The following is a 17,343-nucleotide window of genomic DNA, read 5'->3' on the forward strand; positions in this document are numbered from 1 at the left end:
CGTGACCGATTCCCTGCAGACCCTCGCCGGCTCCCGGCCGCTGCGCCGCGCCGTCGTCACCGGCGGCGCCGGCTTCCTCGGCAGCCACCTGTGCACCGAACTGCGCCGCCGCGGCGTCGAGGTGGTTGCCCTGGACAACTTCCTCACCGGCAACCCCGCCAACGTCGCGCACCTGGCCGACGACCCCGGCTTCCGGCTGATCCACTGCGACGTGACCGACTACATCCACGTGCCCGGCGACGTGGACCTCGTGCTGCACTTCGCCTCCCCGGCCTCCCCGGTGGACTACCTCAAGCTGCCCATCCACACCCTCAAGGTCGGCTCGATCGGCACCAACCACGCGCTCGGCCTCGCCAAGGAGAAGGGCGCCCGCTTCCTCATCGCCTCCACGTCCGAGGTGTACGGCGACCCGCAGGTGCACCCGCAGCCGGAGACCTACTGGGGGCACGTCAACCCGGTGGGCCCGCGCGGCGTGTACGACGAGGCCAAGCGGTACGCCGAGGCCCTGACCATGGCGTACCGGCAGACGCACGGCGTCGACACCGCCATCGTGCGGATCTTCAACACGTTCGGGCCGCGGATGCGCCCGAGCGACGGCCGGGCCATCCCGACGTTCGTCCGGCAGGCGCTCGCCGGTGAGCCGGTCACGGTGGCCGGCGACGGCGCGCAGACCCGGTCGGTGTGCTACGTCTCGGATCTGGTGCGGGGCATCCTCGCCCTGGCCGAGAGCGGGCACTCCGGCCCGATGAACATCGGCAACCCGCACGAGCTCTCGGTGCTGCAGATCGCCCGGGACGTCATCGAGGCTACCGGCTCGGTCTCCGAGATCCGCTTCGTCGGCCGGCCGGTGGACGACCCGATGGTCCGCCGCCCGGACACGACGCTGGCCACCGAGGTGCTCGGCTGGGCACCCGAGGTGGACTGGCCCGAAGGCCTGGCGCGGACCGTCGACTGGTTCCGGGAGGCGGTCGACGTCGCCGGTGCCAGGGACGAGACCGGCAACACCGTCGACGCCGGTGCTCGTTGAGTGATGCAGGGTGGAGCGACGCCCGGCGGGGCGTGCCGATCCCCGACGTGGGTCAGGGTTGGGACTGCTCCGACGAAGATGACGGGGAACGGGCCAGAAGCCTGTCACGATCATTCCGTATAAGGACCATGCATATACGCGTTGATAGTTCCTTAGATCGTGTGGCGCGGTGTGCTGTTGGCCGTGAGGTGTGGCTCGGCCGAGTTCATGCAGCCGGGCACCGCGCCCGCCGATGGCGTAGCCTGCGGCGATGACCGGTCAGGTGCGGCCCGCCATCGACGCGAACCTCGTGGCGCGGCTGGTCGCCGCCCAGTTCCCGGCGTGGGCGTCCCTGCCGGTCCGGCCGGTCCCCGCGCAGGGCAACGACAACCGCACCTTCCGGATCGGCGACGAGCTCGTGGCCCGGCTGCCCAGCGCCACCGGGTACGTCGCCGCCGTCGAGAAGGAGGACCTGGTGCTGCCCCGGCTCGCCGGCGCGCTGCCCGTGGCCGTCCCCGCCCCGGTGGCCACCGGGTCACCGGCGGACGACTACCCGTTCCCGTGGTCGGTGCGCCGCTGGCTGCCGGGCGTCACCGCCGACGAGGACCCGGCCCTCGACCGGACCGCCCTGGCCCGGGACCTGGGCGCCGTCCTCGCCGCCCTGCAGCGCCACCCCGTCGACGGTGGACCGGTGGCGGGGCGGCACAGCTTCTTCCGCGGCGACCACCCGCGGGTCTACGACGCCGAGGTACGCGCCGCCCTCGGCGTCCTGCGGGCGACGGCCGGCCGTGGGGACGGCATCGACGTCGGCGCCTGCGCCGCCGTGTGGGCGCAGACGCTGGCCACCGCGGCGACGGGACCGGCCGTGTGGTTCCACGGCGACGTCGGCGTCGGCAACCTGCTGACCACGCACGGGCGGCTGAGCGCCCTCATCGACTTCGGCACCTGCGGCGTCGGGAACCCGGCGTGCGACCTGGTCATCGCGTGGACGTTCTTCGACGCGGCGGAGCGCCGGGTGTTCGCCGACGTCGTCGACCTCCCGGCCACGAACTGGCGCCTGGCCCGCGGCTGGGCGCTGTGGAAGGCGATGATCACGATCACGGCCCTGCCGCGTGGCACTGCGTACGACCTCTACCACCGGGCGATCCAGGAGCGCACCATCCGCGAGGTGATCGCCGACCCGGTGGTCGGCTGAGCGAGCCCACCGCCGGGGCGAGGCCGCCCGAGGGTCAGGCCGGACCCCGCCGGGTCACGTGGCCGGATCCGCCGTCGCGGCGTCGTCCGCCTCGCGCGCGAGCTGTCGCTCGAAGCGGGCATCGGGGATCAGCCAGATCGCGGCGACGACGACGTAGGCGGCGATGGCCAGCCACGGCTGCACCAGCGTGAGCAGACCCCCCGCGACGTGGCACGGCCGCGAAGTCCTGCTCGCTCATCCACGCCGTCGTGAACGGCGCGAGCGTGAGCCAGAACAGCAGGTGCCGATTCGCCCACAGCACCGAGCCCGAGACCCGGGAGACGGCGGCCAGCATCTGGTGGTGGTTGGTGATCGCGATGGCGATCACGGCATCGCTGAACGCCCCGGTTCGTTCACGAGTCTCGGCCGGTCTCCCCGCCCTCGCGCTGGCCCCGACGGCCCGCGCTGCGTCCATCCTGACCGTCGCGCCCGCCCGGGACCAGACCGGGCGTCAGCTGACGTAGCGGCGAGCAGCGCTGGCCCGCTGCGAGGCCTCGAGCACCCGGAACCGCCGTTCGACGTGCACCGGCAGCGGGCGCCGCTCGCGCAGCACCCACGGCAGGCCGCGGACGGCGTCGAGCACGGCGGCGGCCGTCACCCGGTCCCGCGGTGCCCCGGTGAGCACGTGCGCCGTGCGCCGGAGCACGGCCGGGAACGGTCGCCGCAGCCACGTGAACCACAGGGTGTTGCGCAGCCCGTGCCGGCGGCGCAGGTGCGGGTCCCGGGCGGTGGAGGCCTGGTGGTGGACGACGACGTCGGGCAGGTGGCACAGCTCCCAGCCGGCGGTGGCCAGGTCCGCGGCCAGCAGCTCCTCCTCACCGCCGAGCCAGAGCCGCTCGTGGAATCCGCCGACCGCGGTGTACGCGGACCGGCGGATCACCGACGCCCCGGCGAGGAAGCTGCCGAGCGCCGGCCCGGGCATCGACCCGGCCGTCTCGACGGGGGAGTGCAGCAGCTCGGCGTTGATGGGGTCCTCGGTGCCTCCGGGTTCGACCAGGATCTTCCCGGTGACGACGCCGAGGGTCGGGTGGGCGTCGAGGGCGTCGGCGGCCCGGCGCAGGGACCCGGGCTCCCACCAGGTGTCGTCGTCGCAGAAGCCGACGTACGGGGTGTCCAGCCGCTCGACCGCGACGTTGCGCCCCACCGCGCCGAGGTTCTCGGTGCTGGCGATCAGCTCCGCCCACGGGTGCTGGTCGCGGATCGCCTCCGCGGTTCCGTCGGTCGAGCCGTTGTCGACGACGACGACGTGCGGGGCCTCGGGAAGTTCCCGCAGGCGACCGAGGGAGCGGAGCGCCTCGTCCCGCCGGTTGTGGGTGATCATGACGACGGCCACCCGCGGATCCGGGCCGCTCGTCACGTCGTCCGTCGTCATCGAGCGCCGGCGGGGTCGCGCCGCTCCCCGGTCGGAGCGTGCGCCGCGGGAGCGGGCGCCGAGCCGCGCAACGCCGCCAGGGACGCCTCGGTGGCGGGCGTGAGCCGACGGCGCGCGCGCAGTGCGGCCGGGGTGCGGCGGATCGCGCCCGCCAGGGCCCACCAGCCGCCGGCCGAGACGAGAGCCGCTGCGGCCTGCCGGGCAACCACGGGCCACCCGCGGCGCAGCACCGACGTGAGCAGGCGGCTGCGGATCAGCTCGGCCTGCCGGCGGGCGTCGGACTCCCGGCGCGTCGACGGGTGGTGGTGCGCGCGCACCTCCGCCACGTGCGCCACCTGCCAACCGGCGTCGACCAGGTCGAGAGCGAGCCGCTCCTCCTCGCCCGGGAACCGCACGACGTCGTCGAAACCGCCCACGGCGAGGAACGCCCGCCGGCGCACGATCGTGCCGCAGGCGACGAACCCGAGCAGCGCCGGGCCGGGCCAGCCCGGCGGGGTGCCGAGGGGCGACGCGGCCAGCACCGCGTTGATGGGATCCTGCTCCTCGTCGGGGCCGACGACGAGCGACCCGGCGAGCGCGCCGAGCCGCGGGTGCGCGTCGAAGACGTCGGCGGCGGTGGCGAGTGCACCCGGCGCCCACCACGAGTCGTCGTCGGCGAACGCCACGAACGGGGTGTGGGCGAACTGGGCGCCGAGTGTGCGAGCCGCGGCACCCGCGTTGACCATCAGGGGGATGACCGTCACCTCGGGGCACGCGGCCGCGACCGCCGCGGCGGTGCCGTCGGTGGAGGCGTTGTCGACCACGATCACGGGGGCTTCATGGTGCCGCAGGTGCGCCAGCAGTTCGTCGCGCCGGTTGCGGGTCGCGATCACGACGGTGACCCGATCGGCGAGGGTGGCACCGGATCCGGGCTCAGCGCTGGCGGCCACGACTCTCCCTTCCTGGATCTGGCATGGCGCCGGACACCCGGATCGGGCGGTCGGCACACGCATTCCATCCTACGGTCAGCCGACTGAGCATCTCGGCCCGTGACGTCACCGCAACGGCCTGCTACGGTGGCACGCATGTTCCGGTGACGAGCCAGCGCCCCGCGTCCGCGGCCCCGACGACACGAGCCCAGCTCCCGGCCCTTCCGGCCGGTCAGGTCCAGTCGGAACCCCCTCCTCGGGGTGCGGCCCGGCGGGTCTCCTCCTTCTCGTCAGGAACCCCATGACCGCCCTCTCGTCACGCCCGTCCCCCGCCCTGCGGCTGGACGGCATCGGCTTCGCCTACCCCGCTCGACCCGACCTCCGCGTGCTCACCGACGTGACGGTGACGGTGCACGCCGGTCAGCGCATCGGCCTGATCGGCGAGAACGGCAGCGGCAAGTCCACCCTGCTGCGCATCGCCGCCGGCCTGCTCGCACCGGACCATGGCGGCCTGCACCGGCCGGCGGCCACCGGACTACTGCACCAGCAGGCCCCGCCCGACACCGCGGCGACGGTGGGTTCGGTGGTCGAGGACGCCGTCGCGGACGTCCGGGCCCTGTCCGGGCGGATCGAGGAGCTGGCCGAACGGCTGGCCGCCGTTCCGGATGACGCCGCCGTGGCCGACGCGTGGGACGCCGCGCTCGCGGAGGCCGAGCTCACCGGCCTGTGGAGCCTGGACGCCCGGATCGCCGCCGTCCTGACCGGTCTCGGCCTGGGCGCCCTCCCGACCGAACGAGCCCTCACCGGACTCTCCGGCGGCGAACGGCGGCGGCTGCAGTTGGCCGCCCTGCTGCTCTCCCGGCCCGAGGCACTGCTGCTCGACGAGCCCACCAACCACCTCGACGACGACGCCATGGACTTCCTGGCCCGGGAGCTGACCGGCTGGCGGGGGCCGGTCCTGATGGCCAGTCACGACCGGTGGTTCCTCGACGCGGTCGCCACCGGCATCGTCGATCTCGACCCGGGGCTGGACCCCGACGGCGCGGGCGGCGACCGGCAGGGCACCGCCTGGACCGGTGGCTACAGCGACTACCTGCGCGCACGCGAGCGCGTCCGCCGACGCTGGGCCGCTCGGCACGCCGACCAGGAGGAGGAACGTGCTCGTCTTCAGGAGGCCACCGGGATGGAGGAGGGCGATCTCTTCCACCGGTCGACGTCGAAGACCGAAGCGCGGGCCTCGGCGAAGTTCTCCGCCGATCGCGCGGCGAAGACGCTGGGGAACCGGCTCCGATCCGCGCGCACCCGGCTCGACGCGCTCGAACGGGAGGCGATCGCCCCACCCCCGGTGCCCCTGCGCCTGGCCGCGTTGGCGGCCCCCGCTCCGGCGGCCCCGACCACCGCGGCGGGCACGCCGGCCGCGGCTCCCGGGGCCGGCGTCCTGATCCGGGCTCGCGCCGTCGCCGTGCCGGGACGACTGAATGCCGTCGACGTCGATCTGCGGTCCGGCGATCACCTGCTGGTCACCGGTCCCAACGGCGCGGGCAAGTCCACCCTGCTGGACGTGCTGGCCGGCCGTCTCGACGCCGGATCGGGCGAGCTGGAACGCGAGCCCGGGGTCGTCGTCGCGAAGCTCGGCCAGCACGATCCCCGGCCCCACGGCGCCGGCAGCGCGCTCGACGCGTTCCGGGCGGCGCTGCCGCACGGGGTGCTGACGGCCGCGCAGAACGGCGGGCGAGAGGACGTGCCCGGTCCGGTCGAGCTCGGACTGCTCGACGCCGCCGACCTGCGCCGGCCGTTGCGGGAGCTCTCGCCGGGCCAGCGGCGCCGGGTCGCGCTCGCCGCCCTGCTGGCGTCACCGCCGGACGTCCTGCTCCTCGACGAGCCGACCAACCACCTGGCCCTCGGCCTGGTCGAGGACCTCGAGGCGGCCCTGGCGGCGTGGGACGGCACGGTCGTGATGGCCACCCACGACCGGTGGCTGCGGGAGCGTTGGACCGGTCGCCGGCTCGCGCTCCCCGGTGTCTGACGGGCCTGGTGTCTGACGGGCCGCCGGCTGACCGGGCCGGGCGGGCGCGGAGAGGAGGGCCCTCGGTCACCAGGGACTGCGTGCGTCCTGCCACGAGGGACGGCCCCCCGTCGTCATCGGGCCGTCACGCTCGCTCGCTGCAGCTCGCGGCGGTCCAGTTCCTCGCTCAGTTCCTGCTGGCGGTCCAGCGTCTCGCAGCTGGGCCCGTCCAGCGTCATCAGGTATTCGCGGTCGAGCTGGCGGCAGACCCGGCTGTGCAGGGCCTGCACCGCCGTCAGCGACAGGGCTTCGAGGTCCGGGAAGGCGTCCCTGGGACACAGGAAGGTGCTGTTCTGGTTCTCCGCGACATCGTCGTGGGCGGACACGGAAACGGTGAGAGCGGGAAGATCCGGCATCACAGTGGCCTCTCATTCAGTGCCACCGCACGACGGGGTGGCACGTGCGGCCACTGTTCGACCGACACGATGCAGGCTACACAGCCTGGTCGGCGTTGTCCCGCTCGCTTCACATGAGGACGTGCGGTCAGCCGTCGAAGCGGGTCGCGGCCTGATTTCCGCCGACGCTGGCGACCAGGTCGGCCGCGATCTGGCGGAGCTTGATGTTGCGGCGGTTGGAGGCGGCGGTCAGCATCGAGACGGCCCGCTCCTGGCTGCACCCGTTCTGTCCCATCAGGATGCCGACCGCGAGGTTGATGTCGGTCCGGGACTCGAGCGTGGCGCGCAGGTCCGCCTCGGTGTCGCGGAGCCGGGCGAGCCGCAGGGCCAGCCGGAGGGCGCCGGTGGCCTGCTGGGTCTGGCGCTCGATCATCTCGATGGCGGTGGCGTCGAAGGCGTTCGGCTGACCGGCGTAGACGTTGAGCGCCGCCCGCGCCTCGCCCTCGAGCTCGAACGGGACGGCGATGATCGACCCTACTTCGGCCTCGGCGGCGGTCGCCATGTACGCCGGCCAGCGCGTCTCGGTCCCGGTGTCCTGCACGTGCACGAGGGTCTGCTCACGCAGGGAGGTCAGGCACGGACCGTCGGGGTGCTGGGTCTGGGATTCGTCGAGGGCGCGCGCCCGGTCACTGGAGGCGGACACCGTGCCGGGCCGCCGCTCGCGCAGCATCGTCACGGCGTAGCTGAGCTCGCCCATGTCGCCGGGCATCAGATTCGCGAGCACCCCGGTGAAACCCTCGAGGAAGTCGGTGAACTCGTCGCTGCGCAGGATGAGCTCCTGGAGCTGGGCGAGGAAGTCGTCGGAGGTCTGAGTGGACACGGGTCCCTTTCGCGGAACGGGTGGAACGGTGCCGGTGAGGCACTCAGGGCTGGTGGTCCTGCGAGTCGAGTGCGCGCGTCAGTTCGTCGAGCCGGTCAAGGGTGACGGGATGGGGGCCTTCGAGCTGCAGGTACTCCAGCTCCTGCTGCCGTGCCACCCGACTGTGCAGGACCTGGAGGTCATGCAGGCTGAGGACGGCCAGATCCGGGAACGGGTCGGTCGGGCTCAGATAGGTGCTGTGGATGCCGGGCGGACGGCGGCTCGGTGCCGAGAGGATGTCACGAACGGCGGGCAGGTCGGGGACGGCGGGCGTCTCGCCGATGACGTCGTCGGTCATCCGCCCTCCGGCCGAGGGAACACCGGCGGTGCCGTCTCGCCGACGCGGCCACGCGCGAGCGAGCGCGGCACGGCGCAGAAGCGGGAAGCGGTCACGGCGGCGAACTCCTGTTCTCAGGACGGCACACTGAATGAACGGCCGCTGCTTGACCGATCATCAGCATACGAAGCGGCGCTCACTTGGACAAAAGAAGTGCACGCGCGGCGTGTCCGGCCGGGTCAGCCGGCGCGGGTGTCCGTGTCCTCGAAGATGAGGAAGGTCTGGGTGTCCAGCACGCCCGGCATGGTCTGCAGCTGGTCGAACACCACGCGGCGCAGGTCCGCGTTGTCCCGGGCCCGCACGAGCAGGATGACGTCGAAGCTGCCGCCGACCAGGGCGATGTGCGCGATCTCCTCGACGGCCTCCAGGCGTGCCCGCAGTTCGCGCCACGAGTGCTGCCGCAACCGCAGGGTCACGTACGCGGACGCGCTCAGGCCCACCTTGATCGGGTCGACGACGGCCGTGAAGCCGCTGATCACGCCGTCCGCGGTCAGCCGGTTCAGCCGGGTGTAGCAGTTCGCGCGGGAGACGTGGACGCGGGCGGCCAGGGTGGCGACGGGCAGCCGGGCGTCCGGTCCACCTCGTCCAGCACCATGCCGATGACCTCCCTGCCGATCGCCGTCGAGGCGTTGGTCGTTTCGTCCAGTCGCTCGGCGTCCTGCACCGACGCCTTGAGCATATCGTCTACGCTGACGGCGCTGTGTGACGGATTGTCTTCACTTCATCCGCATCGGCGGTACGGATTGACTGCTCGGAGCATACTGGTGCGACAGGACCGCCCTGTGCCCTGAGTCACAGATCGGCGTCAGCGCGCCCGCGCGGTCCGGGAAGGAACACGATGAGCGAGACCACGGCTGCCGACGTCGTCGGCGGGTTGGGCACGGCCGAGGACGGGACACCGCAGAGCGGTGGACGTTGGCCGCGGCCGGGAACCACCCCGTTCGGCATCAGCCTCGAGGACTACATGCTGCCCGCCGCGGCACCGATCCAGATGGTGGACGAGCACGGCGAGCGGCAGGCCCCCGGTGAGGGCCGGGTGCAGCCGGGGCACGAGTACGCGTTCCCGGACGACGAGACGTTGCTGGCCGCGTACCGCAAGCTCGTCGTCGGGCGCCGCGTCAACGACCAGAACTCCGCCCTCGTGCGGCAGGGCCGGATGGCGGTGTACCCGTCGAGCCACGGGCAGGAGGCCTGCCAGGTGGCGGCCGCCTTCTGCCTGGCCGCGCAGGACTGGCTGATGCCGACCTACCGGGACAGCGTCGCCGTGATGAGCCGCGGCGTGGACCCGGCGAAGGTCATGGTCTCCTTCCGCGGCGACTGGCACGCCGGCTACGACCCGATGGTCGAGCACGTGGCCACGCAGTCCACGCCGCTGACCACCCAGCTCCTTCACGCCGTCGGCGTCGCCCACGCCGCCAAGCTGCGCGGCGAGGACACCGTCGTGCTGGCGATGTGCGGCGACGGCGCCACCAGCGAGGGTGACTTCCACGAGGCCCTGAACTTCGCGGCGGTCTTCCACCTGCCGGTGATCTTCTTCATCCAGAACAACCAGTACGCCATCTCGGTGCCGCTGGCCCACCAGAGCGCGGCCCCCTCACTGGCGCACAAGGCCGTCGGCTACGGGCTGCCGGGCGAGCGGGTCGACGGCAACGACCTGGCCGCGCTGCTGGCCGTGCTCGGCCGCGGCGTGCAGATCGTCCGGGACGGCAGCGGGCCGGTGCTGGTCGAGGCGCACACCTACCGGATGCAGGCGCACACCAACGCCGACGACGCCACCCGGTACCGGCAGGACGAGGAGGTGGCCGACTGGGCGGCCAAGGACCCCGTCACCCGGCTGCGGACCTACCTGACCGGGGCGGGCGTGCTCGACGCCGCCGCCGAGGCGGACATCGCGGCGGAGGCGGAGGCGGTCGCCACCGCCCTGCGTGCGGCCCTGAACGCGGACAGCGACCTGGACCCGCAGGACCTGTTCGCCCACGTCTACACCGAGCCGACCCCCCAACTGCGGGAGCAGGCCGCGATGCTGGCGGACGAACTGTCCCGCGAGCAGGCGCCGGCGCACGAGGAGAGCGCATCATGAGCGACACCCTGACGATCCCGACGTCGTCGGACGCCAACGGCAACATCAGTGCGGCCACGGCCAGTTCGGCCGAGGCGGCCGGGCAGGCCCGTGCCGCGGCGGCCCCCGCCCCGGTGACGTTCGCGAAGGCGCTGAACACCGCGCTCGCCGACGCGATGGAGACCGACCCGTCCGTCGTCGTGTTCGGCGAGGACGTCGGCACCCTGGGCGGCGTCTTCCGGATCACCGACGGGCTCACCGCCCGGTTCGGGCAGGACCGCTGCTTCGACACGCCGCTGGCCGAGTCCGGCATCATCGGCATGGCCGTCGGCATGGCGATGAACGGGTTGCGGCCCGTCGTCGAGATGCAGTTCGACGCCTTCGCCTATCCCGCGCTCGAGCAGATCTTCAGTCACGTCGCCAAGATGCACAACCGCACCCGGGGCGCCGTGAGCCTGCCGATGGTCATCCGCATCCCCTACGGCGGCGGCATCGGCGGCGTCGAGCACCACTGCGACTCGTCCGAGGCGTACTACGCGCACACGCCGGGCCTGAAGATCTTCACGCCGGCCACCGTCGCGGACGCCTACCGGATGCTCCGCGAGGCGATCGCGTCCGACGACCCGGTCGTGTTCTTCGAGCCGAAGAAGCTGTACTGGTCGAAGGAGACGCTCGACCTGGCGGCCCTGCAGGAGTCGGTCGGCTCCGGTCGGGAACGGGCGGAGGGACACGCCGTGCTCGCCCGGTCCGGCACCGACGCGACGATCGTGACCTACGGGCCGTCGGTGCCGACGGCGCTCGCGGCGGCGGCCGCCGCGGAGGCCGAGGGGCGCTCGGTCGCCGTCCTCGACCTGCGCACCCTGGTGCCGCTGGACGACGAGGCGATCACCGCCGCGGTCCGCGCCACCGGTCGCGCCGTCGTCGTCGCCGAATCACAGGGCTTCGTCTCCGTCGCTTCCGAACTCGTCGCCCGCATCCAGGAACGCTGCTTCCACCAGCTGGCCGCGCCCGTGCGCCGCGTGACCGGTTTCGACATCCCCTACCCGGCGCCCAAGCTCGAGCACCATCACCTGCCCAGCGTCGACCGGATCCTGGACGCGCTGGACGACCTGCAGTGGGAGGACCGATGACCACCGCCACGACCGCATCCGTCACGTCGAGCACCGTGCGTACGTTTCTCCTGCCGGACCTCGGCGAGGGCCTGACCGAGGGCGAGCTGGTGCGCTGGCTCGTCGCGGTCGGCGATCAGATCGTCGTCGACCAGCCGGTGGCCGAGGTGGAGACCGCCAAGTCCGTCGTCGAGGTGCCCTCCCCGTTCGGCGGGGTCGTCGCGACCCTGCACGGCGACGCCGGCGCCGTGATCGACGTCGGGTCGCCGCTCATCAGTGTCGATGAGGGCGCCGACGCCGCGTCCGCCGCGTCCACCACCGCTGTCCCGGGCACCGCCACGGTCGGCGCCGAACGGGCCCTGAGCTACCGCGAGGAGGAGCGTGCGGGCGCGACGCCTCCCGCGGAGGTCACCCCGGACACCGCCGGCGGTGACGCCGCCGACCAGGCGCAGAGCGGCTCCGGGAACGTGCTGATCGGCTACGGCACCAGCGGCACCACGGCCCGCGGTCGAACCCGGCGACCGCGGGGGTCCGGTTCCGCCGTGTCGTCCGCCGCCCCCACGCCGGTGTCCGGCGCGGCCCCGGCGCAGACGCCTCCCGTCGGATCCGACGTGCGGCGCGCGCCGGCGGTGATCTCCCCGATCGTGCGCCGGTTGGCTCGTGACCTCGGCGTCACCCTCGACACGGTCAACGGCACCGGCAAGGACGGGCTCATCCTGCGACGCGACGTGGAGGCCGCGGTCGGCGTCGGCACGGGCACCGCGACGACGACGGCGGAGGCCGGGGCCAGCCTGGGGGAGTCTCCGGCCCCGTCGTCGCCGGGATCCGCCGAGGCGGGCGCCACCGCCGGCGAGCTCGACCGCCGCAGCGGCCTGCCGATCACCGCCCGCACGGAGATGCGTGGGGTGCGGAAGGTGACCGCCGAGGCGATGAGCCGCAGCCGCCGGGAGATTCCTGAGGCCACGGTATGGGTCGACGTCGACGCGACCCGCCTGCTCAAGCTGCGCGAGCGGCTCAAGGCGGCCGACCCGGCCGGTGCGCCCGGTCTGCTGGCCCTGATCGGCCGGTTCACCGCCGCCGCGCTGATGCGCTACCCGGAGCTGAACGCCCGGATCGACGGCGAGCACATCGTCACGGTCGACGGCGTCAACCTCGGCTTCGCCGCCCAGACCGACCGCGGCCTCGTCGTGCCGTCCGTGCCGAACGCCCACCGGCTCAACGCCCGCGAGCTGGACGCCGAGCTGAAGGCGCTGACTGCGCGGGCACGGGACGGCAAGTGCACGCCGGAGGAGCTGCGCCGTGGCACGTTCACGCTGAACAACTACGGCGTGTTCGGGGTGGACGGCTCGGCCGCGATCATCAACCACCCGGAGGTCGGCATCCTCGGTGTCGGGCGGATCATCGAGAAGCCCTGGGTGGTCAAGGGGCGGCTGCGGGTGCGCCGGGTGACCCAACTGACGCTGGCCTTCGACCACCGGGTGTGCGACGGCGGGACCGCCTCGGCCTTCCTCATGTTCATCGCTCGGGCCATCGAGGACCCCACGTCGGTGCTCGCCGAGCTGTAGGTCGGCGCTCGGCGGTCAGCGCCGCAGCCGGTGGTGGCGCGGTGGTGCTCGCGCCGTGTGCCGGTGGTCGCACGGTGGTCCGGGCTCGGGCGGTTCGGCGGCCCACCGTGCCCGCATCGATCCCTCCACCCAGCTCGCCGTGACCTTCGACCAGCGAGGGTGCGGCCGCAGCCGCCCGCTCGTCACCGAGGCGCCCGACATCCTGGACACGAACACGACGGCGGCGCAGCTCGGGGACATCGAAGCGATACGGCATCGTCTCGGGATCGAGCGGTGGCTCGTCACCGGCGGCTCGTGGGGCTCCACCCTCGCGCTCAGCTACGCGCAGGCACATCCCGAGCGGGTCACCGGCGTCGCGCTCGTCGCGGTGACGACGACGTCGACCGCGAAGGTCGCCTGGATCACCGAAGCCATGGGCCGGATCTTCCCCGAGGAGTGGCAGCGCTACGCCGAGGCCGTCCCGCGCCGACGCGGCGAGCGGGTCGTCGACGCCTACGCGCGAGCGCTGCGCGATCCCGACCCCCGGGTACGCGCCGGTGCGGCGGCGGCGTGGGGCCGGTGGGAGGACGTGCATGTCAGCCTCGAACCCGGGTGGCGGCCGGACCCCCGGTGGCAGGACCCGGCCGTCCGCGACGTGCTGGCCATGCTGATCACCCACTACTGGTCCCACGCGGGCTTCGGGGGCGACGGCCTGCTGAGCCGGATGGACCGTCTGGCCGGCATCCCCGGAGTCCTGATCCACGGTCGGCGGGACATCTCGGGACCACTCGTCGTCGCGTGGGACCTGCACCGGGCGTGGCCCGGAAGCGAGCTCATCGTCCTGGACGAACGACACGGCGGGCCGCGGGCGATGGCGGAGCTCACGACGGCCGTCGCCCGACTGACCCGGTGACGGTCCGTGCTCGACGGTGGCGCGCCACCGTCGACGTCGACGCCGACGTGGCCACGATGACGCCGCCAGCGTCGGTGCGGGGGAGACCCGCAGAGACAGGCGCACGCGGTCACATCCTGACCGCTTCCGGCGGGATTCCGGCCGAGAATCCCGGCCTGCCTACTGGCCCAGGATGAAAAGTACCCTTACGATCAGGGGACACGCCATGCCGGCAACGTGTCGGCACAGCTGGAACCGGAAGGATCCTGATGACTCAGAACCCGGAAAGCACTCACCCTGGTGGCGGCGGAGCCGCCGGCGCCAAGGATGCCGCGCAGCAGGAGGCGCAGCAGTTGAAGGACACTGCGGCTCACGCGGCCAAGGACGTCGCCGGCACGGCACGCCGGGAAGCGGCCAACGTCAAGGACGAGGCCGTCGGGCAGGCGAAGAGCATGGTCTCCTCGCTCAAGGACGAGGCGAGCTCGCAGGCCTCCACCCAGCAGCAGCGGCTCGCGGAGCAGTCGCGGAACATCTCCGACGACCTCCGGCGGGTGGCGCAGGGCGAGAAGCCCGAGTCCGACCTGGTGAACCGCGTGGTCTCCACCGTGGCCGACCGCGCCGAGCGGTTCACGACCCAGCTGGAGAACAAGGAGCCGGCGGACCTGCTGCAGGACGTCCGTCGCTTCGCCGCGCGCCGTCCCGGCACGTTCCTGGCCATTGCGGCCGGCGTCGGCCTGCTCGCCGGGCGCCTGACCCGCGGGCTCAAGGACGCCGCGGACGACGGCGCCGGAACGAACGGTGCCGACCTGCGCCGGTCCGCGCCGACCGCCCCGCGTCCTCCGGCTCCCCCCGTGCCCCCCGCCCCGCCCACGTCGGCGCCCGTCGTGACGACGCCGGTCGACCGGGTCCCGGGCACCATCTATCCCGCGGGTGACACCTCGCTGACCGAGCCGGGAGGCCGTGCATGAGTTCCGTTCCCGAGGACCGGACCCACGCGCGGGTGATCGACCCGTCCACGTCGATGGGCGGCGCGTCGGCCGCAGCCGAGCCGGAGGCCGAGCACCGCGCGCGCACCGAGTCGATCGGACAGATGTTCTCGAGCTTCGCCGAGAACCTGTCGACGCTCTTCCGGCAGGAGATCCAGCTGGCCAAGGCCGAGGCGACCGCCTCCGCGAAGCAGGCCGGCACCGGCATCGGCATGTTCGTCGGCGCGGCCATCGGCGGGTTCTTCGTGCTGATGTTCCTGTCCATGGCCCTGATGTGGGCGCTGGGCAGCCTGATGCCCGTCGGGTGGGCCGCCCTGATCGTCGCCGTCATCTGGGGCATCATCGCCGCCGTGCTCGCCCAGATGGGCAAGAAGAACCTCGAGAAGGTCAAGGGTCTGCCGCAGACGCAGGAGACCGTCCAGGAGATCCCCCCGACGCTGAACCCCAGCAAGGAGACGCCATGAGCAGCAATCCCGATGAGATCCGCGCGGACATCGAGCGCACCCGGGCCGAGCTCGGCCAGGACGTGGACGCCCTGGCCGAGAAGGTCAGCCCCACCAAGGCCGTCAGCCGGCAGACCGACAAGGTCCGCGACCGCCTGACGGACGTGCGGGAGTCCATCATGGGTTCGCCTGACCACGGCACGGGCCACTCCGGTGGCGGCGTGCAGGACGTGAAGGACAGGGCCGGGGATCTCGCCCACGAGGCGGGTGACCGGGCGTCCGAGCTGGCGAACGGTGCCGCCGACGCGGTGCGGTCCACCCCGGCGCAGGTGCGTCGCGGCACGCGGGGCAACCCGCTCGCCGCCGGACTGATCGCCCTCGGCGCCGGCTGGCTGGTCGGATCCCTGATCCCCGCGAGCCGTGCCGAACAGGACGCGGCGGCGTCCGTCAAGGAGCAGGCCGGCCCCGTGTTGGACCAGGCCAAGTCGGTCGCCCAGGAGATGGGCGAGAACCTCAAGCCCCAGGTCCAGGAGGCGGCGCAGTCCGTCAAGGACACGGCCACCGAGGGCGTCCAGAACGTGAAGGACGAGGGTCAGGGCCACGCGGAGGACCTGAAGGGGCAGTCCACGGAGGCGGCTCAGCACGTCAAGGACACCGCGCAGTCCAACTGACGCCTCTCTCGTCCGGCCGGACGAGGGAGCACCGATCGCCCGGGGAGCAGTCGCTCCCCGGGCGATCGGCGTGTGCGGGACGTGCCTCTTCCCCTCGCGGTTCCCGGGGCGTAGCGTTAATTCAACAGGTGTTGAATTGGGTATCCCAGGAGGCCGCCATGTCCACCGACACCAGGTCGACGACCACGACGTCGACGAGCACGACCGAACAGCGTGACTGCATCGTCGTCGGCGGCGGACCCGCCGGCGTCATGCTCGCCCTGATCCTGGCGCGGGCGGGCCTGCGCGTCACGGTCCTGGAGAAGCACCGCGACTTCCTCCGCGACTTCCGCGGCGACACCGTTCACGCCTCGACCATCCGGGTGATGGACGAACTCGGGTTCGGCGCCGCCTTCGCGGCGCTTCCGCAGGACCGGCTGGGCAACTTCGAGCTGCCGAACGGGCGCGGCACGACCGTGACGCTGGCCGACTTCGGCCGGCTGACGCCGCCGTACAACTACATCGCGATGATCCCGCAGTGGGACCTGCTCGACTTCCTCGTGGACCAGGCCCGCCCGGAGCCCGGCTTCGAGATCCGGATGCAGGCCGAGGCGACCCGCCTGCTCACCGAGGCCGGCACCATCACCGGCGTCGAGTACGTCGATCGCGGCACCGGCGCCACGCACCGGCTGACCGCCCCCCTCACGGTGGCGTGCGACGGGCGCAGCTCCCGGATCCGCGAGCAGGCCGGCCTGGCGCCGCGCGAGTTCCCCGTCCCCTTCGACACCTGGTGGTTCCGGCTGCCGCGGCACGAGGGGGAGCGGCAGCACTCCTCGCTGATGCCAGTGTTCGGGCGCGGGGAGATCATGCTCTCGCTCGTGCGGGACACGTTCTTCCAGATCGCCTACTTCCGGGAGAAGGGCGCTGACGCGAAGCTGCGGGACGAGGGCGTCGAGCGGTTCCGCGACCGGGTCGCCAGGATGCGGCCCGACCTGGCGGACCGGGTGTCGGCGATCGCGTCGATGGACGACGTCCACCTGCTCGACGTCAAACTCAACCGGCTCCGTCGCTGGTACCGGCCCGGCCTGCTCCTGATCGGGGACGCGGCGCACGCGATGTCCCCGGCCGGCGGCGTCGGGATCAACCTCGCCGTTCAGGACGCCGTCGCCGCGGCCGCCCGCCTGGCCGGACCGCTCCGCGCGGGCACGGTGACGACGCGGGACCTGGCCGCGGTGCAGCGGCGTCGGTACCCGCCGACGGTGCTCGTCCAGGCCATGCAGCGGGTGCTGCAGGCGGCGATCTTCGGGCCCGCGGTGCAGGGGCGGCGGACGGCACCGCCGGCGGTGCTGCTCGGACTCGCCCGCCACGTGCCGGGGTTCTCCGCGCTGCCCGCCCGGCTGATCGCCCTCGGCCCGCGGCCCGAGCACGCGCCGGCGTTCGCGCGCCGACCGGGGCGTCCGGCTCCGGCGGCCGGCCGGGCCGAC

The 17,343-nt window shown here is 73.1% G+C and carries 18 protein-coding genes and 1 pseudogene; 12 read left to right on the forward strand and 7 right to left on the reverse strand.

Annotation, left to right across the window (positions count from 1 at the left end; all coding sequences use genetic code 11):
- Window position 1 precedes the first annotated feature (1 nt).
- Together IEX22_RS02840 and IEX22_RS02845 are read left to right on the forward strand one after the other, a co-directional pair.
- Entirely contained in the window at window positions 2-1,027 is a 1,026-nt protein-coding gene (locus IEX22_RS02840; protein WP_229659708.1) for a UDP-glucuronic acid decarboxylase family protein, read from the forward strand.
- Between the two features lie 250 nt (window positions 1,028-1,277).
- Window positions 1,278-2,201: an aminoglycoside phosphotransferase family protein gene (locus IEX22_RS02845; protein ID WP_188665965.1), complete on the forward strand. Its 924-nt coding sequence runs from the start codon at window positions 1,278-1,280 to the stop codon at window positions 2,199-2,201.
- 54 nt (window positions 2,202-2,255) lie between these two features.
- Here IEX22_RS02845 and IEX22_RS15985 read toward each other — a convergent pair whose 3' ends face one another.
- Window positions 2,256-2,384: a hypothetical protein gene (locus IEX22_RS15985; RefSeq protein WP_268236850.1), complete on the reverse strand. Its 129-nt coding sequence runs from the start codon at window positions 2,382-2,384 to the stop codon at window positions 2,256-2,258.
- A gap of 80 nt (window positions 2,385-2,464) precedes the next feature.
- Between IEX22_RS15985 and IEX22_RS15745 the strand changes: the two genes are divergently transcribed.
- Window positions 2,465-2,704 (forward strand): hypothetical protein, encoded by a 240-nt coding sequence (locus tag IEX22_RS15745; protein ID WP_229659709.1) that lies wholly within the window; start codon window positions 2,465-2,467, stop codon window positions 2,702-2,704.
- On the opposite strand, the gene IEX22_RS02855 is transcribed toward IEX22_RS15745, so the two are convergent.
- Window positions 2,692-3,612: a glycosyltransferase family 2 protein gene (locus IEX22_RS02855; RefSeq protein ID WP_188665967.1), complete on the reverse strand. Its 921-nt coding sequence runs from the start codon at window positions 3,610-3,612 to the stop codon at window positions 2,692-2,694. The genes IEX22_RS15745 and IEX22_RS02855 overlap by 13 nt on opposite strands.
- Window positions 3,609-4,541 carry a glycosyltransferase family 2 protein gene (locus IEX22_RS02860; protein WP_229659710.1) on the reverse strand — a complete coding sequence of 311 codons (933 nt, stop codon included), beginning with the start codon at window positions 4,539-4,541 and terminating at the stop codon, window positions 3,609-3,611. Before IEX22_RS02860 ends, IEX22_RS02855 begins: the two co-directional genes overlap by 4 nt.
- 280 nt (window positions 4,542-4,821) lie before the next feature.
- Between IEX22_RS02860 and IEX22_RS02865 the strand changes: the two genes are divergently transcribed.
- Entirely contained in the window at window positions 4,822-6,546 is a 1,725-nt protein-coding gene (locus IEX22_RS02865; RefSeq protein ID WP_188665971.1) for an ABC-F family ATP-binding cassette domain-containing protein, read from the forward strand.
- A gap of 113 nt (window positions 6,547-6,659) precedes the next feature.
- On the opposite strand, the gene IEX22_RS02870 is transcribed toward IEX22_RS02865, so the two are convergent.
- The 4 genes and pseudogenes from IEX22_RS02870 to IEX22_RS02885 all read right to left on the reverse strand — a co-directional run.
- Window positions 6,660-6,941, reverse strand: a complete 282-nt coding sequence (locus IEX22_RS02870) for a hypothetical protein (protein WP_188665973.1) — start codon at window positions 6,939-6,941, stop codon at window positions 6,660-6,662.
- A 127-nt stretch (window positions 6,942-7,068) separates the two neighbouring features.
- Window positions 7,069-7,800, reverse strand: coding sequence for a GAF and ANTAR domain-containing protein (locus IEX22_RS02875; protein ID WP_229659711.1), 732 nt, complete (start codon window positions 7,798-7,800; stop codon window positions 7,069-7,071).
- Window positions 7,801-7,843: 43 nt separating this feature from the next.
- On the reverse strand, window positions 7,844-8,137 hold the full coding sequence (locus IEX22_RS02880; protein WP_188665975.1) for a hypothetical protein: 294 nt from the start codon (window positions 8,135-8,137) through the stop codon (window positions 7,844-7,846).
- Window positions 8,138-8,355: 218 nt separating this feature from the next.
- Window positions 8,356-8,748 (reverse strand): annotated as a pseudogene (locus tag IEX22_RS02885) (Lrp/AsnC family transcriptional regulator); the annotation flags it as partial.
- Window positions 8,749-9,014: 266 nt separating this feature from the next.
- Here IEX22_RS02885 and pdhA point away from each other — a divergent pair.
- From pdhA to IEX22_RS02925, 8 genes are all read left to right on the forward strand, one after another.
- Window positions 9,015-10,256, forward strand: a complete 1,242-nt coding sequence (gene pdhA, locus IEX22_RS02890) for a pyruvate dehydrogenase (acetyl-transferring) E1 component subunit alpha (RefSeq protein ID WP_188665977.1) — start codon at window positions 9,015-9,017, stop codon at window positions 10,254-10,256.
- The gene (locus tag IEX22_RS02895; protein WP_188665980.1) at window positions 10,253-11,365 is read left to right on the forward strand and encodes an alpha-ketoacid dehydrogenase subunit beta; all 1,113 of its coding nucleotides are present in this window, start codon (window positions 10,253-10,255) and stop codon (window positions 11,363-11,365) included. Before pdhA ends, IEX22_RS02895 begins: the two co-directional genes overlap by 4 nt.
- Window positions 11,362-12,909, forward strand: a complete 1,548-nt coding sequence (locus IEX22_RS02900; protein WP_188665982.1) for a dihydrolipoamide acetyltransferase family protein — start codon at window positions 11,362-11,364, stop codon at window positions 12,907-12,909. Before IEX22_RS02895 ends, IEX22_RS02900 begins: the two co-directional genes overlap by 4 nt.
- A gap of 55 nt (window positions 12,910-12,964) precedes the next feature.
- The gene (locus IEX22_RS02905) at window positions 12,965-13,801 is read left to right on the forward strand and encodes an alpha/beta fold hydrolase (protein ID WP_188665983.1); all 837 of its coding nucleotides are present in this window, start codon (window positions 12,965-12,967) and stop codon (window positions 13,799-13,801) included.
- 248 nt (window positions 13,802-14,049) lie between these two features.
- The gene (locus IEX22_RS02910) at window positions 14,050-14,748 is read left to right on the forward strand and encodes a hypothetical protein (RefSeq protein ID WP_188665985.1); all 699 of its coding nucleotides are present in this window, start codon (window positions 14,050-14,052) and stop codon (window positions 14,746-14,748) included.
- 53 nt (window positions 14,749-14,801) lie between these two features.
- Complete coding sequence (locus IEX22_RS02915) at window positions 14,802-15,230, forward strand: phage holin family protein (RefSeq protein ID WP_438816580.1); 429 nt, start codon at window positions 14,802-14,804, stop codon at window positions 15,228-15,230.
- Window positions 15,227-15,880 carry a DUF3618 domain-containing protein gene (locus tag IEX22_RS02920; protein WP_188665989.1) on the forward strand — a complete coding sequence of 218 codons (654 nt, stop codon included), beginning with the start codon at window positions 15,227-15,229 and terminating at the stop codon, window positions 15,878-15,880. Before IEX22_RS02915 ends, IEX22_RS02920 begins: the two co-directional genes overlap by 4 nt.
- A gap of 158 nt (window positions 15,881-16,038) precedes the next feature.
- Window positions 16,039-17,343 (forward strand): FAD-dependent oxidoreductase (locus tag IEX22_RS02925; RefSeq protein ID WP_188665991.1); only part of this gene is annotated, 1,305 nt, incomplete at its 3' end.

The sequence above is a fragment of the Tersicoccus solisilvae genome, from assembly GCF_014643255.1.
GTDB classification, from domain to species: Bacteria; Actinomycetota; Actinomycetes; order Actinomycetales; family Micrococcaceae; genus Tersicoccus; species Tersicoccus solisilvae.

What these genes read in the sequence shown, in the direction of transcription:
- IEX22_RS02845 (WP_188665965.1), top strand. Translation starts at nt 1,278, where the DNA reads ATGACCGGTCAGGTGCGGCCCGCCATCGACGCGAACCTCGTGGCGCGG.
- IEX22_RS02855 (WP_188665967.1), bottom strand. Translation starts at nt 3,612, where the DNA reads ATGACGACGGACGACGTGACGAGCGGCCCGGATCCGCGGGTGGCCGTC.
- IEX22_RS02865 (WP_188665971.1), top strand. Translation starts at nt 4,822, where the DNA reads ATGACCGCCCTCTCGTCACGCCCGTCCCCCGCCCTGCGGCTGGACGGC.
- IEX22_RS02870 (WP_188665973.1), bottom strand. Translation starts at nt 6,941, where the DNA reads ATGCCGGATCTTCCCGCTCTCACCGTTTCCGTGTCCGCCCACGACGAT.
- IEX22_RS02880 (WP_188665975.1), bottom strand. Translation starts at nt 8,137, where the DNA reads ATGACCGACGACGTCATCGGCGAGACGCCCGCCGTCCCCGACCTGCCC.
- pdhA (WP_188665977.1), top strand. Translation starts at nt 9,015, where the DNA reads ATGAGCGAGACCACGGCTGCCGACGTCGTCGGCGGGTTGGGCACGGCC.
- IEX22_RS02895 (WP_188665980.1), top strand. Translation starts at nt 10,253, where the DNA reads ATGAGCGACACCCTGACGATCCCGACGTCGTCGGACGCCAACGGCAAC.
- IEX22_RS02900 (WP_188665982.1), top strand. Translation starts at nt 11,362, where the DNA reads ATGACCACCGCCACGACCGCATCCGTCACGTCGAGCACCGTGCGTACG.
- IEX22_RS02910 (WP_188665985.1), top strand. Translation starts at nt 14,050, where the DNA reads ATGACTCAGAACCCGGAAAGCACTCACCCTGGTGGCGGCGGAGCCGCC.
- IEX22_RS02915 (WP_438816580.1), top strand. Translation starts at nt 14,802, where the DNA reads ATGGGCGGCGCGTCGGCCGCAGCCGAGCCGGAGGCCGAGCACCGCGCG.
- IEX22_RS02920 (WP_188665989.1), top strand. Translation starts at nt 15,227, where the DNA reads ATGAGCAGCAATCCCGATGAGATCCGCGCGGACATCGAGCGCACCCGG.